Genomic DNA, 14603 nt, shown 5'->3' with positions numbered 1-14603 from the left:
CATTCAAAATTGAGCCTCTAGCTTCTCTTCAAATACTCTCGCGGAGTAATTCCCTCTGTTTTTTTGAAATAGGTATTGAAAACCGTTTTGGAGTTAAAGCCGCTTTCGTAAGCCAGGCCGATCAGGGAGATGTGACTGTTGGAGTCGTCTTTAGCGAGTTGCTTGAAGCGCTCGATTCGGTAGTCATTCACGAAAGAGTTGAAGTTTTTCCCAAAGCGCTCATTGAGCAACCACGACAACTGATTTGGATGAATTTCCGCCTGAGCTGCCAGCGACCTCAGTGTCAGACCGGGGTTAAGGTAGGGCTCCTCGTCTGTCATCAACTGCTCCAGGTTTTTAGCGTAAGCCGCTGCCGTTTCATCGTCCAACAAAGAAGATTTCTCTTCAGCAACTCGCTGCTTGGGAGAGATCGGAGGGTAGAGCTTTTTATGAAACTCCATGTAGCGTGTATCTTCCTTCAGGTCATTCACAAGCGGATCGCTGAAAGCAAGCAGGAAAATTGATGATTTGATCTTCATCGCTTTCTCCACCCAGGCAAAAGCTTTGTCATTTTCTCCCAGGTTGGCATAAGCCCAAAACAAGTAAGAGTGAGCCTGAAATGCCATCGGATCTTCTGCTGCCTTTTCGAGTTTTACCAAAAACTCAGATGCAGTTCTGCTTTCGCCACTCAGGATGTAAGTCAGACAACGGCTTCCAAGATCTTCGTTTGGAATTACCATTTCTTCCGGGATGCTGTTCAACAACTCGATAACTTCATCAAATCGCTGCAATTGTAGCAGGCAGTACGACTTGACGACTATTGCCGGAATGTTCTTGTCGTTTTTATCGAGGATGTCGTTCAGAATCGAAAGAGCCTTTTCGAAATCCAGCGTACGGTATAAAAAGTATGCTTTGTAAAAGAGTGTTTCTTTGCTCAGTGGATCAATGTCGAGCGCAAGCTCTAGGTGTTTTCGGGCTTTGTCCATTTCTCCGCAGAGGATGTACAAAAACGCCACGAACTGTTGAGCCTCAGGATGGTTAGGTTGAAGCTCGATCGCCCTAAAAGCGTGTTTAGCTGAGTCGTCAAAATCGCACTGAGTAAAAAACGAAAGGTTGGCCAGTTGGTAGTGAGCTCCGGCATTTTTTGGATCCAGCTCGATGGCTTTGTGAGTGAGTTCAGCTGCTTTTTTCCAGGCTTTTTCTCTCGGCAAAAACTCTGTAGTTGCAAGGAAACCGTAAGCGTCTGCCAGTCCTACATGAGACTCCGCGTGATTGGGGTCCAGCTCAACGGCCTTTTCCCACAGGTCTATGGCGGTTTTCACATCGTCCGGATTCCATTTGTTGAAGTGGTAGCGGGCTTTGAGGGAATACTGGTAAGCATCGAGGTTATCGGTTTGCGGCTTTACCAGGTGCTCACCGATTTCGAAGTGGCCCATGTGCTCACGCAGTTTGTCGGCAATTTCGAGGCTGATCTCGTCCTGGATTTCAAAAATATTTTCGAGTTTGCGGTCCCACGTTTCCGACCAGTAATGAAAATCCTCTTGGGCCTCAATGAGCTGGGCGGTGATGCGAACCTGATTACCGCCTTTGCGCACGCTGCCTTCCAAAACAGTAGAAACATCCAGTTGGCGGGCAATTTCTTTGAGAGGAATGTCCTTTCCCTTAAAGTAAAATGAAGAAGTCCGCGAGATCACTTTCAGGTTTTCTATCCGCGCCAGAGCGTTAATGATTTCTTCAGTGATTCCATCGCTGAAATATTCGTTTTCCTCATCTGCACTCATGTTCACAAAAGGAAGCACAGCGATGGTGTTGCTCTTCATTGGGTAAGGTTTGAGAGAGCTAATTTAGGGAAATGTAGATAGGAAATTCGGATTACAAATCCCGGAATTTGTTACTCCACAACAATTGTTTTTGTTGCCTTGCCCTGGTTCGTAATTACTTCGATAAAATAACTTCCTTTTGACAAATCTTCTGTAGAAATTGATGTTTTCCGATCTGTTTTAATTAATCGCCCTGAGATTGAATAAACATTAACTTTTTCCAATTGCAGTCCTGCGCTTAACTGAACGTTGACGAAATTGGTAGTCGGATTTGGATAAACTTTAAAGTTGACTTGTACAAATTCATCGGCCGACAAAATAGCGGATAGATCATAAATTCTTGTATGACCGGAATCAGCACCATTCCCATTGTTTGCGCGAGCACCGATGGCTAAAACACTACCGTCTGAAGAAAGGGAGACATTGCCACCACTGTAATCAAGCATTTCTTCGCCATAGATTACTTCACCAATTTGCATCCAGCTACCAGAGTTGTATAGGTATACAGTTACGTAACCTTCGTTATTATTATCAGAGTTATTTGATGGTGCTCCAATAGCCAGGATAGAACCATCAGATGACAAAGAGACACTTCTGCCGCTTTGATCCAATTCGTTCATGCCGTTTATATCATCACCGATTTGCGTCCAGGTATCTTCATTGTTTTCATACACCCTAACCAATCCTGAGGCGTTACCATTGTCATCATTTGCCGGAGCACCAACTGCCACAATAGAACCGTCTGAAGATAGAGAAACTGAAGAGCCTAGTTGGTCAATAAACCCTAGGATATCCTGACCTACCTGAGTCCAGGAATTCATGCTGAACTCATAAACTTTCACTTTGCCGGAGTTCGTGCCATTGTCATCGTTTAGGCGAGCGCCTATAGCAACCATTGATCCATCTGAAGATAGAGAAAGGCCATAGCCGCTTTCATCGCCTGAACTCTCGCCATCAATGTCTGCACCTAATTGTTCCCATGTACCAGAATTATTTTCAAACACTCTCACCTGACCCGCATCGCTTCCACCATCATCGTTATCAATAGCTGAAACTGCCAAAATATTGCCATCATCGGATAGTGATACTCTGAAACCACATCTGTCACCGGAGCTTTCTCCATCGATGTCTTCACCTATCTGTGTCCAGTTTCCGTCAATGTTTTCGTACACTCTCACATGTCCAGCATTAGTGCCGCCTCCATCATTATTGGCGGCTCCAATAGCTAAGACTGAACCGTCTGATGAAAGGTCAACACTATTACCACTGTAATCTTCAGAAGCTTCACCACCAATACTTTCACCAACTTGTGTCCAGGAATTTGAGGAGTATTGAAACACCCTGACGTGACCTGCATCGAATCCTGTGTCATCATTTCTTGTCGACCCAATAACTACGGTCAATCCGTCATCAGACAAAGCCACACTGAAACCACTCTCATCAAGTGAGTTCTCTCCGTCTATATCGTTTCCAATTTGTGTTTGTGAAATGCTGAAAAAAGGCAAAAAGCATAGAAGAATAGGTAAAAGGTATTTCATTGGTTACAAGGTGTTTAGGTCGGATTGTTCTTCCCGAATAGTTTCGGAATGGGTTAATGTTTCGTTATCGATCGTCAGTAGTTCTGACTTTTCTTATTGGCCGATATGGACCCCAGACAGGCATTGTCTGCAATTGTTTTGAAGGCTTTTCGTCCGACAACGCAAGTACTTCATCCGGCAAAGTACTACATTATAATGGATAGAGGGGCTTTATGGTCTGTTAGGAACACTCATCTCACTTTCCTCATCTGCACTCATGTTCACAAAAGGAAGCACAGCGATGGTGTTGCTCTTCATTGGGTAAGGTTTGAGAGAGCTAATTTAGGGAAAAGGAGTTTAGTCAACTGTTTCAGACATTAATCAGAATTCCAACTGCGCGGAAACACCTGACTATTTCGCATTAATGTACTTTCTGAAACTATTGACGAGAGACAGTTTTATCGAAAGACAGAAAATTGTCAATATAAAATGCTTAGTCACTCTTACTTCTTCATAAACTTCGCTCTGCCCACAACTCCGTCATTTTGAAAAACAGTAATGAAGTAAAGCCCTGGACTCAATTCAGAAACATCGCATTGACCTCCATTTTGCTTTCCACTTTTCACAACTTTTCCTGAACTATCAAAAACCTCTACAGAGATTGTGGTTGACGCATTCACTCCATCAATAGTGAATACATTTTCTACAGGATTGGGATAAACCGAAATTTGAGTACTCAGTTCTTCTGCGTTTTCAACTGAAATAAATGTATCCAGGTCAAAACTCCACAGGTCGTTTTTTAATCCTGCATTTGGATTTCCTACGCGCACTTCGCCCGAGGTGAAATAGATCGTATTTCCTATGGCAAATGATCCGGGTGCCCATCTACTCACACCGGGATGGGGAGGAAGCTCTGTCCAGGTGTCAGTGAGATAATCATATTCCCAAAACTCGCCTGTTGGCATGGTGTTGTGATCATCACCATCTCCACTTAATATAAATCCACGGTCGTTGACGTTGAGCTGTGTTCCTGCAACTCGGCCTTCGGCCGGCAGGTCGTCCATTTGTTCCCAGGTTTCTGTATCTAAGTCCCAACGATACCAATCATCATAAACACCTGCGCCATGTCCTAACCCAGCGTAGACATATCCTCCTGCAGCAAAATAGAACGGATGATGCCTCGTGGCTCCTGGAAGATCGGCCAATTGTCTCCACGAGTCAGTTTCAATGTTGTATTCCCACCAATCTTTGAAGTTGTTGGGAGCGTTGCCCAGTCCCACAAAAATTCTTTGATCCTGAATGACAAAGGCAGGATGCAATCTCCCAGAACAAGGGCAGGACGCCAATTCAGTCCATTCTCCAGTCTCAGGGTCGTATTCCCACAGGTCATTCAGATAAGCATTGAAAGTTTGTCCAAACCCGATATATCCTTTGCTTTCTGAAGCAGCACCGTAGGCAAAACTCCTTGCTGGTCCCGGGAAATCCGGCAGTGTTGTCCATGAATCAGACTCAGGGTCATATTGATAAAAGTCGTCTGTAACTCCCTGAAAATTTGTTGATCCAGTCAACAGGTATCCCATGCTATCAATCGCAAATGTTATGGGGTGGTGTCTGGCATCTCCGGGATGATCGGCTTTCTGTTCCCAGTTTTGGGCTTCTGCTTTAAAGGTGAAGATCATCACCGCTATTAAAAGAGTATATCTTAACTTCATCTGTTCTGGTTTGAATTTGAAAGTTTTACAGGATGCTGAAAGATGAGGATTAATGGCGGATTTACGAAGGTTTACTTTGCGATATAAATCTGTCTTATTGAATTCCTAAGGAAGTTAGAGGTATGGTTTCATAACTGACTAGTTGGACTGTCATTCCCCTTTTTATTTCACTAATAAAACTCCTCCTCATCAACTTTTAGTGTGGTGAGTTCAACTGTGTGGTCGTCTGGATCTTTTGTATAAATGGAATCGAAGTAGTGGTGGTCCTGGACTTCGAATTTCAAATTCAATTCTTCATATCGTTTCCGGGCTTTTACAAAGTTTTCATTCGACACCCGAAATGCAAAGTGGTCGATCTTAACGTTTTTCGATGCGGCTTCCATTTTTGAGTCACTTAGATTGGCCGGAAACAAAGCCACGCCCGTTTTTCCAGCGAGCATAAAAATTGGGAACTCGCCCCACTCTGGTAATTGATACTTTTTCAAGCCCAGCACTCTATGATACCATTCTACAGAGACGTTCAGGTCGGCAACCCGAATGGCAACGTGGTCCAGGAAGTCGATTGAAAAGTCGGTCATAGGATGTGTTTGCAAGCTAAATTATGGAAACTGAGAATTCAGGACCGTTTAGAATGCTCGATACAAATGATTAAGGAGACTGAAGGAATTCATACTCGCTTAAATGAATAGGTGATTCAGAAACCAATTCCCAATCTCAAACCTATGTGTTGTGGAGTAATATTATACCCATATAACCTTTCTTCTTCGTGAGCACCTTCGTGTTGAATATTGAAGTTAGAAAATGAGTAGTTGTAAAAGACCTCGGTTAGAATTCTAAGGTCATTTAGTCTAAATTCTTTTCCAAAACCGACTGCTGCATAGGTGCTCACATCGTTTTCTAATTCAACTGATTTATTATCTACTTCAGTTCTGTTTCGAACATTGCCGTTTTGATTTGCCAGCTCACAATGGACCGAATAATCTTGACTCAGGTAATGTGTAAAGCCATAGCGCAGATTAATTGACCAGTTGGAGTTGGTCCTAAATCTCAAGGCCAATGGGACATTCAACGAGTGAAGAGTCAACGAACTCCTGTAATAAACCGAGTTAAGGCCAACTGTAAAGGTATTGAAGGGAAGTGTCCATCCATACTTTTCGTACGAGTAAGTGATCTCTACACCTAAAGCGAAATTCTCAGAAAAATTATAGAACTCCTGGGCGGAGGCCGCGAATCCCAATTTTTGCTCGTTTGTGGTTTTCTCGTTGAAATTTAAAGTTGCGAGAGGCGAGACTGTGATATTGGTCTCGAAGCTTTGTCCGTAAGTGAAAGAAGACATGATTCCAATGAAAAGTAGTAATGACAGTTTTTTCATGAAGCTCTGGTCTTAGTTGGTTAATTCTTTCAACGATAAACAACTTTGGAAATTGCTAGACGCTGGAGTTCTTGTCGACTTTCCCCAAAAAGAATTAAGTTAATGTCGTCAAAAGTATTGCGATGGACACAACCACAGAAAAGCCAGCGGACACTAGCGCTTCTGAGATTCAAAGAGTTTTTGAAAGTCAGAAAGCCAATCAACTGAAGATCGGGAAAACAACGGCCAAAGAGCGAAGGGCCAAACTCAAAAAATTACTTCGGGCCATCCAAAAGTTCAGGCCTCAAATCAAAGAGGCTATGTTTCGGGATTACCGGAAGCATCCGACAGAGGTTGACTTGACTGAAGTCTACCCAATTACCAGTGAGATCAAGCACGCACGTAGCAACTTGCACAACTGGATGGGAAAACACAGAGTGTCGACTCCAATCGCACTTTTCGGTTCCAGCTCCTACGTTCGCTACGAGCCCAAAGGAGTTTCGCTGATTATATCTCCGTGGAATTTTCCTTTCAACTTAACCTTTGGCCCGTTGGTTTCTGCAATTGCTGCGGGAAATCCAGTGATTATCAAGCCTTCGGAAATGACTCCGCATTCATCTGCACTGATGAAAAAAATGGTGGAAGACACGTTTCACGAAAACGAAGTTGCCGTGATCGAAGGAGGGAAAGACACTGCGACAGAATTGCTTTCACTGAAGTTTAATCACATCTTTTTCACCGGTTCTCCGGCTATTGGCAAAGTTGTGATGGAGGCAGCGGCTCAGAACCTGACTTCCGTCACGCTCGAACTGGGAGGGAAGTCGCCCACAATCATCGACCGGTCGGCAAACCTCAAAATGGCCGCCCGCAGAGTGGCGTGGAGCAAGTTTTTGAATAACGGTCAAATCTGCATCGCTCCAGACTATGTGTTGGTGCACGAGAGTTTGAAGTCGAAATTTATCAATCAAGTGAAGAACTACGTTGCAGAGTTCTATTCCGAGCATCCATCCGAGTCAGCGTCTTACGCCAGGATGGTGAATAAGAGTCATTTCGAAAGAGTGAAAAGCTACCTCGATGATGCTATCAGCAAAGGTGCGAAAATCGAACTCGGGGGAGAGTTTGACGACAGTCAGAACTACATTTCCCCGACATTGGTGAGCGATGTGCCAAACCAATCAGAGTTGATGACCAACGAAATTTTCGGTCCGCTGATGCCGGTACTCACCTTCAGAGAGCTAGACGAAGCAATTGCTGAAATCAACAGCAGAGAGAAACCTCTGGCGCTTTACATCTACAGTAAAAGCAATAGAAATATCGACTACATCCTCAATAACACGAGGGCAGGAGGTGGATGTATAAACCACAGTTCCGTTCATTTTTACAATCCTAATTTGCCGTTTGGAGGATCCAACAACAGCGGAATCGGCAAGGGACACGGTGAAGAGGGTTTTAGAGCGTTCTCCAACGCCAGAGGCATTTTGCGGCAGCGATTCCCTAATGCACTCGAGTTTTTGTCTCCGCCTTACACAAAGTTTTCTCAAAAGCTGATCGACTTCACCATTAAGTGGTTTTAGACGATGAGCTTCATTCACAAAATCTATGGAAAACAGATCATTTGACTACATCATTATTGGAGCAGGTGCTGCGGGCTGTGTCCTGGCCAGCAGGCTGACAGCTAGTGGTAAACACAAGGTTCTGATTTTAGAAGCTGGAGGCAGCGACAGAAGCAGTGACGTGAAAATCCCGGCTGCATTTCCAAAGACTTTTTTGACCGATCTTGACTATCGATATTACTCTGTGAAGATGAAAAGCATGAATAACCGGTCGGTTTATTTGCCGAGGGGAAAAATGCTGGGTGGATGCAGCAGCAACAACGCCATGATCTACATCCGAGGGCACCGAAATGATTACGACCACTGGTCCGAGTTGGGAAATCGCGGCTGGTCCTACGAGGATGTGTTGCCTTATTTCAAAAAATCTGAAAACCAGGAAGTGATCGAGAGCGACTACCATGGAACAGGAGGCCCGCTCAACATCACCAGTCGAAACTACACCAACCACCTCTCGGAGAAATTTGTGGAAGCAGGGCAGGAGTTGGGCTATCAACTAAATGAAGATTTCAATGGCGAAAAGCAGGAGGGGTTTGGACTTTATCAGGTGAATCAAATTAAGGGAGAACGGTGCAGTGCAGCCAGGGCTTTTTTGCATCCGGTTGCTTCGCGGTCCAATCTGATCATCGAGACGCATGCCGAAGTTGAGAAAATCATCATCGAAGACAAGACTGCCAAAGGAGTAGTCTACCACAAAAACGGTCGGGAGCACAGAGCTCTGGCAGCAAATGAAGTTCTTCTGTGTGGCGGGGCCTACAACAGTCCCAAGGTGCTGATGCTCTCCGGTATTGGAGACCAGTCGGAATTGGCGAGCCACGGCATCGAGGTCGTTAGACATGCTCCGGCTGTCGGGAAAAACCTGCAGGATCATATGGTTTTTTTCGCTGTGTTCGACACCAACTATAAGCAAACGCTCGATTCAGCAGAGCGGTTTCCTCACCTGGTGAAAAATCTGGCGAATTACATCGCTTTTAGAAAAGGTCCTTTTGCGAGTAACATCGGAGAGGCCGGAGCTTTCGTGAAATCTTCCAGCCAGTTGTCACAACCCGATATCCAGTATCACTTTGGACCGGCCTACTTTATGGAACACGGTATGAACCCACCAAAGAAAGGTAACGGCTATTCGATTGGAGGGAAGCTTTTGAATCCGGAAAGTATGGGCACGGTGAAACTGGCTTCAGCAAATTTTCGCGAGGCGCCACTTATCGACCACAACTACATGAGTACCGAAGGAGATGTGAAGCGGTCGATCTGGGGATACAAACTGGCTGAGGCTCTGGGAAAAAGCAAGGCTTTTGAGCCGTATTTCCAGGGATTTCACATTCCGAAAAAGGAGTTGAGAAGCAATGACGAGATTGAGCAATTTATCCGCGAAAACGGAGAAACCCTTTACCATCCGACTTCCACCTGCAGGATGGGAAATGATGCCAACTCCGTTGTGAGCGACAAGCTGAGAGTGCACGGCATCGCCAACCTTAGAGTGGTAGATGCTTCAGTTATGCCCAGGATTGTAAGCGGCAACACGCATGCCCCAACCATCATGATTGCAGAGAAAGCAGCGGATTTGATTTTGTCAGATGTGAGGTAGTAAATTAGCACTAGGGAAAAGCTATTCTTTTTTGTCTTTGAAATTGACTTTCAAGCAGCTAATCTGCAAGTATGATTATAACTTACGCCAGTCTTCAACTACCTCATTACCTTCTTCCACATAGGTAAAGATGATTAAATCATTTATCATTTGATATTCGTAAACTTTTTCAGAGTCTTCATAGTTGAACTGAATGATGTTGTCCGATGGTTTCAATTCAAAGTCTCCTTTGGTTTCGTAGCCAACACCAGTCGCAATGAATGCTCCTTTTAGATCTGATGAATCGTCATCTGTCTTGAATTCGATGTAATCACAACATTCTACCGACAAGTCTGAAATGTTATTCAAGGAGCGTGCTTCTAGCTTCCACTGGCCGATTAAGCCTGTTTCATTGAGGTTGTCAGTTTTTTCTGTTTCCATTTTTTCATCATCTACTTTTTCACAACCTGTGATCACTGTGAACGAGATAAAGAAAAGTACCAGGAGATAAATTCGGTGCATTGTAAGAATTTTGATATGAAAATACTTAGCACTCATTAAAAGACTGAATACTTTACGTTAATCTTTAGTTACACCTTTCTTTGATCTCCTGCTCGTTGAGTTCATTTGGCACAAGTAAGGCGAGTGTCACCATCAGAACTCCCTCAGCTGGTAGTGCATTCTTATTCAGTTATTTTGCCTGCACTTCATAAACCCTCTCAAGGGTGCTGAAAATTTGCTGAGATTCACTGTCCAGGTTGAGTTGATTATTGTAGGTCCAGATCAGTATGCGAATACTGGGATCGGCAGTAATGATCAATTCGCGAACATGAAGAATGATATCGAATTTCGTACTCTTGAGCTCATAAGCTGCGGTGAAGGTGGAATTATTTAGTTCATCTAAATTTTTCATCCGACCAATCTCAATGTTGTTTGCACCTCTCTCTGTCAGTGCCTCGCGGATTTCTTCTTCTGTTTGCCAGTTCTCACTTCGGCTGCGTAAGATGAAAGTCGAAAAATAAGGCTCTATAAATGTGGAGGCCATACCCAAAACCTTCGTGCCTTTTGTGATTTTTCCTAAAGCGGACCGATCATAAGGAGGATAGAGACGACCTACATCATCGGTCAACTCGTAATCTCCAAAGAAGTGAATCTTGTACTGAGAGAAATAAATATCTCTTTCACCATCCAGTGTGATCTCACTCACTTGTTTGGAGTTCTTACATCCCGAAAGTGCCAAACCCAAAAGAACAACAAGCAAAAATGTCAATTGGAAATGGGCCTGAATCGATTTGAAGTTTTTCATGAGGATGCAATTTGTTGCATTATGAGCTTGAGTCTAGTCAACTATTGTAGAAACTCTTTTGTAAAGCTAATTGAGATTTTTAAAAGATACCTTTGCTAGATTGGTCAATTCTTAAATTCCCAATTCAACTTTGAGTATGGAATTGATTCTCCCTTCCAACATCTCAATTAAGTCCTCATCGAGATAATCGTATTCGTCATCGATGTGAAGCACGTGAATTTGAGGAAGATCCAATTGTCGAAATGACTCTGAAATTCTGGCTTTTTGGTCATCTTCCATCACGAATATTTCGTCCGACCAATTGATGTCATTTTCTTTAATTTGTCTTTCACTCCTTGGGCTCAGACCCACTGAACGGATGTTGAATCGGCTATCATTTTTGAAAATGAATTCAGCGGTACGGCTTCTTCTTTTGTTGCGTCCGCAAACTACCAGGATGTTCGGCTTTTGGTTCATTATGCTAATACTTTAAAAGATCATTTTCCACTCTTCCTCAATCTCCTCCTCGCTGAGTTCTGTTATGGAAGATACAGCTTTGATAATGTCTTTGTAGGTTGTGGTGTCTGCCTTCATCAGTTGGATTAGGCCTTCGTCACCACTTTTCTCGTAAACCAGTTCGCAGATTGCCGCACCTGCGGGGTAGGCCGTTTGGTAGCCATTGGACGAAACTGATTGCGACAAAACAGACTTGAAATTGACCTTGTCAGGCGCTTCTCTGAGGTCGGTGGCGAGCTTTTTCATCAGCTGCTCATATTCCATTGGATCTTGTCTGGTTCCCAAAAAAGTGGCCAGTCCCTCTTCAATCACATGAGCTCTGTTTGGGTTCGGAGGCAGGAGCTTGTGAATCAACTCGTGCGGGTAAAACTCATTTCCCTTTGCGGTCAAAATCATGCCTTCGCGAGCTTTTCCGGTCGTAATGCCAACGAAGTAGTAATCGAAGTTTTCGAGCAGACCCATGTCATCTGTGCTGTTGGTCACAAAAAATTTGAAGGCCTCATTGTAGTCAGGATTGAAGCGCTCGATCATTTCACGGCAAAACTGATCGGCCCGGTTAGCTTCCTTTCGATCGAATTGATGGCCAGTAGGAAAAACGTATTCGATAAAGCCTACTTTTTCGGTGCTCCAGTTTTTGGCCAGTTCAACGATGAGGTTTTCCAGCACCCACTTTTCACCTTCGCGGATAGCGTTTAGTTTTTGAATACACCATACTTTGGAGCCGGCATACTCGGGATCGGTAGTGGGAGACGAGAAAAGTACCCTGATCTGGTATTTCTCACCGATCGGCTCTACAGACATCACAAAAGGGGAGAAGTATCGGAACAGCTTTTCGGCATTCATGTCGCCCTGAAAGATGCTCGCTCTTGAGAAGTCAAAATCCCTGTAGAGCTCTTTCTCTTTCTTGTTCCAGTAGGGATTGTCGTAGATCGAGTCGGGTTTTGAGTTGTAGTAATTCTCATAGAGATCGATGACGGCTCTTACATCGCTGTTGCTGGTATCCACTCTGGAGCTGACAAGGACTTTTAAAGAATTTGAGTCGTTCTGGGCCAGGAGTAACGAGGAAGCGAGCAAAGTCCAGGTGAAGAAGAGGATTCGTCTCATGGGTTTGGTGTCATTCCGTTTGATTCATGAATTGAAATCACTTAAGTGTCTCATCAGCACCAAAGTTGAGATTTATTCCCATATTCAATAGAAACCCACTCCAGTCCTTGAAGGTATAACCCGCACTGCTCTTTGTATACTCATAATTTAAATCCATGTAGTAAGACAAGTATTTTGAGATTCTTCTCATATAACCAGCAGACATGATGAAGCCAAATGATTCAGAGTAGAGGTCAGTCGATTCTTCAGACAAAAAATTATATGTCAACCCGCATTTGACCTGAATGTAATTATCATTTTTAAGCCGAATTGGATTCATGAGGCCAAATGAAATCTGCCTTCTTGATGCAATGATCAAGCTATCATTGTCCGTATCATTGGCAATTACACTATCAGTTTTTGATTGATACTGAGAATATTTAATCCAGGGCAAAAAGGTCCAATTGGAAGTGCCAAATTTAGTTCCGATGCTCCAATTAAAATTTGATTTTGAATTATAGGTGTTCTGAAAATCCTCGCTACGAGGGAAGAACACTCCTGATTCAGCAGTTAGGTCGAGAATGAAATATCTTGTCGAGTCGGACTGTCCAAAAATACAAGTAGGGAGTAACGAAAATAGTGTGACGATTAAAACAGTTGAGAGCTTTCTTTCCTTGATCATCTATTTATGGCTTTATTTTCCGGTTATTGTAATCCATGATACTCAGGGTGTCTTCTGCACGGCTAATTCATCATTTGCCCAAAACCTGGCTCATTGGTTCCAAGAATTATTTAGAATGTTTGAAGTTGCTTTTAGCGATGCGAATTGCCAAATACCGGTAAATATTAATTAAGGCATTTCAATTAATGACCAATATAGTGATATTCAGAAATGTTGAAAGTCGAAGCTGGTTGGGTGAACTGTTCAGAGAAGGAAGTAGCCTCTCAGACAATTTTCATTTGAAGCATTTCTTCCACACGTTTTCACTGTCGTGAGTGATTGAGTAGAAGTACTTAAATCGGTCTTCTTCTTTAACGAAAAACTCCTGGCCAACTTCCAGAAATTCAACAGTGTCGGGCTCAATGTTTGGCTTCGTGTAGATTGGGCATCCATCTTTTGAGATATAATGAACAGAATTATTATCGATTTCAATTTCCTGATCGCTTTCTGAGGTTAGCATACTGCTAATAATAAGGGCCAAGAGGATAATTACAACAAGTGCAATCACAACATAACCAAGGCAGCCACAACCCTTTCTGATGGTTCCACCAAAGCTTTTCCCACCCAGAATTGCACCGATGATTATGACGATGATTAGAAGGATAACCAAAGGTTCCATTTGTAATTTTGTTTTCTTGAGAGTGGAGGATCGATCAAAGCTTTTTGGCTAATTAAGCTGTAGTCACAATAGCCTAAATATATGAAAGTCAGACGTAATCTGGTTAATGAAGGTTGTAATGAGAAAGTTAGCCGGATAATCAAAAGTCGTCAGTTTAGTTCTTTAACCATCCTAAGCGGTGAAATGGACGATTGAACAGAGTAGTTACTAATTGTAAACTCTTTGTCGAATGGATTGATGATCAATGACGGTAAGACGATTTAAAAAATCGAAGCCTTCACTTTGCAATTCAAGTATTATTTTTCCAGGATCAAGTGGGTCGAAGGAAAAGAGACGAAAGTAAATTACACCTGCTTCTGGTTTTAATCCATGTTTAAAAATGAGCTCGCCATAATCGCTGTCGTGAGTGATAATAGTTCTTTGCTCTTCAATTGCGAGTTTCATCACTTCTTCATCTGTCATCCCTGGAGATAGTGAGGCTATTGGCTTTATATCGAATCCTTCAGTAGATAAAAGAGAAATGAAATGCTCGGGCCAGGAAAGTTCTCATTTGCCAGTAGTTTCATCATGAGGCTCTGTTTCGAACTTCGACCATCAGCCCGTCCTTTGCGCAATCATTGAGATATGAAAATACAGCCTGAAGATCTTGACGTTTTAAATGGGGATAATTTTCGAGAATTTTGCTCTCAGTCCAACCATCAGCAAGGCGTTCAAGAATAAACTCCACAGATATCCTCGTGCCCTTGATAACTGGCTTACCAAGAAGAACATCCTTATCTGAGACGATATGTTCTTTCCAATTCATAGTCTAAAGGTAATAATT

Annotated in this window: 15 protein-coding genes; 2 read left to right on the top strand and 13 right to left on the bottom strand. The window is 43.2% G+C overall.

Annotated features, from left to right (window positions below):
- Positions 1 to 17: 17 nt before the first annotated feature.
- The 5 genes from ABHV44_RS11220 to ABHV44_RS11200 form a co-directional block, all read right to left on the bottom strand.
- Entirely contained in the window at positions 18 to 1799 is a 1782-nt protein-coding gene (locus ABHV44_RS11220; RefSeq protein ID WP_459074785.1) for a helix-turn-helix domain-containing protein, read from the bottom strand.
- A gap of 71 nt (positions 1800 to 1870) precedes the next feature.
- Positions 1871 to 3337, bottom strand: coding sequence for a T9SS type A sorting domain-containing protein (locus ABHV44_RS11215; protein WP_459074784.1), 1467 nt, complete (start codon positions 3335 to 3337; stop codon positions 1871 to 1873).
- Between the two features lie 482 nt (positions 3338 to 3819).
- Positions 3820 to 5028, bottom strand: coding sequence for a kelch repeat-containing protein (locus ABHV44_RS11210; RefSeq protein WP_459074783.1), 1209 nt, complete (start codon positions 5026 to 5028; stop codon positions 3820 to 3822).
- A 170-nt stretch (positions 5029 to 5198) separates the two neighbouring features.
- Positions 5199 to 5606, bottom strand: a complete 408-nt coding sequence (locus ABHV44_RS11205; protein ID WP_459074782.1) for a VOC family protein — start codon at positions 5604 to 5606, stop codon at positions 5199 to 5201.
- 116 nt (positions 5607 to 5722) lie between these two features.
- The gene (locus ABHV44_RS11200; RefSeq protein WP_459074781.1) at positions 5723 to 6400 is read right to left on the bottom strand and encodes an outer membrane beta-barrel protein; all 678 of its coding nucleotides are present in this window, start codon (positions 6398 to 6400) and stop codon (positions 5723 to 5725) included.
- Positions 6401 to 6522: 122 nt separating this feature from the next.
- Here ABHV44_RS11200 and ABHV44_RS11195 point away from each other — a divergent pair, with 122 nt between their 5' ends.
- Positions 6523 to 7953, top strand: a complete 1431-nt coding sequence (locus ABHV44_RS11195) for an aldehyde dehydrogenase family protein (RefSeq protein WP_459074780.1) — start codon at positions 6523 to 6525, stop codon at positions 7951 to 7953.
- Between the two features lie 25 nt (positions 7954 to 7978).
- A complete protein-coding gene (locus ABHV44_RS11190; RefSeq protein WP_459074779.1) occupies positions 7979 to 9577 on the top strand; it encodes a GMC family oxidoreductase in 1599 nt (532 codons plus the stop codon).
- 75 nt (positions 9578 to 9652) lie between these two features.
- Here the strand turns inward: ABHV44_RS11190 and ABHV44_RS11185 are convergent, their stop codons facing one another.
- The 8 genes from ABHV44_RS11185 to ABHV44_RS11150 form a co-directional block, all read right to left on the bottom strand.
- A complete protein-coding gene (locus ABHV44_RS11185; RefSeq protein ID WP_459074778.1) occupies positions 9653 to 10078 on the bottom strand; it encodes a hypothetical protein in 426 nt (141 codons plus the stop codon).
- A 169-nt stretch (positions 10079 to 10247) separates the two neighbouring features.
- Positions 10248 to 10862 carry a hypothetical protein gene (locus ABHV44_RS11180; protein WP_459074777.1) on the bottom strand — a complete coding sequence of 205 codons (615 nt, stop codon included), beginning with the start codon at positions 10860 to 10862 and terminating at the stop codon, positions 10248 to 10250.
- A 111-nt stretch (positions 10863 to 10973) separates the two neighbouring features.
- On the bottom strand, positions 10974 to 11318 hold the full coding sequence (locus ABHV44_RS11175) for a hypothetical protein (protein WP_459074776.1): 345 nt from the start codon (positions 11316 to 11318) through the stop codon (positions 10974 to 10976).
- Positions 11319 to 11330: 12 nt separating this feature from the next.
- A complete protein-coding gene (locus ABHV44_RS11170; protein ID WP_459074775.1) occupies positions 11331 to 12461 on the bottom strand; it encodes a hypothetical protein in 1131 nt (376 codons plus the stop codon).
- Between the two features lie 37 nt (positions 12462 to 12498).
- Positions 12499 to 13122, bottom strand: a complete 624-nt coding sequence (locus ABHV44_RS11165; protein WP_459074774.1) for a hypothetical protein — start codon at positions 13120 to 13122, stop codon at positions 12499 to 12501.
- 274 nt (positions 13123 to 13396) lie between these two features.
- Positions 13397 to 13780, bottom strand: coding sequence for a hypothetical protein (locus tag ABHV44_RS11160; RefSeq protein ID WP_459074773.1), 384 nt, complete (start codon positions 13778 to 13780; stop codon positions 13397 to 13399).
- Positions 13781 to 13987: 207 nt separating this feature from the next.
- Positions 13988 to 14302: a DUF5615 family PIN-like protein gene (locus tag ABHV44_RS11155; RefSeq protein ID WP_459074880.1), complete on the bottom strand. Its 315-nt coding sequence runs from the start codon at positions 14300 to 14302 to the stop codon at positions 13988 to 13990.
- A gap of 43 nt (positions 14303 to 14345) precedes the next feature.
- Positions 14346 to 14585 (bottom strand): DUF433 domain-containing protein, encoded by a 240-nt coding sequence (locus tag ABHV44_RS11150; protein WP_459074772.1) that lies wholly within the window; start codon positions 14583 to 14585, stop codon positions 14346 to 14348.
- Between the last annotated feature and the right edge of the window lie 18 nt (positions 14586 to 14603).

It is taken from the genome of Halocola ammonii, assembly GCF_049334165.1.
Taxonomy (GTDB): Bacteria; Bacteroidota; Bacteroidia; order Flavobacteriales_D; family Sanyastnellaceae; genus JBEGHD01.
Note: the sequence above shows the minus strand (reverse complement) of the source record. Positions and strands in the feature narration are given on the sequence as shown.

Coding starts and splice junctions, on each gene's coding strand:
- ABHV44_RS11220 (WP_459074785.1), bottom strand. CDS start 1,799: ATGAAGAGCAACACCATCGCTGTGCTTCCTTTTGTGAACATGAGTGCA.
- ABHV44_RS11215 (WP_459074784.1), bottom strand. CDS start 3,337: ATGAAATACCTTTTACCTATTCTTCTATGCTTTTTGCCTTTTTTCAGC.
- ABHV44_RS11210 (WP_459074783.1), bottom strand. CDS start 5,028: ATGAAGTTAAGATATACTCTTTTAATAGCGGTGATGATCTTCACCTTT.
- ABHV44_RS11205 (WP_459074782.1), bottom strand. CDS start 5,606: ATGACCGACTTTTCAATCGACTTCCTGGACCACGTTGCCATTCGGGTT.
- ABHV44_RS11200 (WP_459074781.1), bottom strand. CDS start 6,400: ATGAAAAAACTGTCATTACTACTTTTCATTGGAATCATGTCTTCTTTC.
- ABHV44_RS11195 (WP_459074780.1), top strand. CDS start 6,523: ATGGACACAACCACAGAAAAGCCAGCGGACACTAGCGCTTCTGAGATT.
- ABHV44_RS11190 (WP_459074779.1), top strand. CDS start 7,979: ATGGAAAACAGATCATTTGACTACATCATTATTGGAGCAGGTGCTGCG.
- ABHV44_RS11185 (WP_459074778.1), bottom strand. CDS start 10,078: ATGCACCGAATTTATCTCCTGGTACTTTTCTTTATCTCGTTCACAGTG.
- ABHV44_RS11180 (WP_459074777.1), bottom strand. CDS start 10,862: ATGAAAAACTTCAAATCGATTCAGGCCCATTTCCAATTGACATTTTTG.
- ABHV44_RS11175 (WP_459074776.1), bottom strand. CDS start 11,318: ATGAACCAAAAGCCGAACATCCTGGTAGTTTGCGGACGCAACAAAAGA.
- ABHV44_RS11170 (WP_459074775.1), bottom strand. CDS start 12,461: ATGAGACGAATCCTCTTCTTCACCTGGACTTTGCTCGCTTCCTCGTTA.
- ABHV44_RS11165 (WP_459074774.1), bottom strand. CDS start 13,122: ATGATCAAGGAAAGAAAGCTCTCAACTGTTTTAATCGTCACACTATTT.
- ABHV44_RS11160 (WP_459074773.1), bottom strand. CDS start 13,780: ATGGAACCTTTGGTTATCCTTCTAATCATCGTCATAATCATCGGTGCA.
- ABHV44_RS11150 (WP_459074772.1), bottom strand. CDS start 14,585: ATGAATTGGAAAGAACATATCGTCTCAGATAAGGATGTTCTTCTTGGT.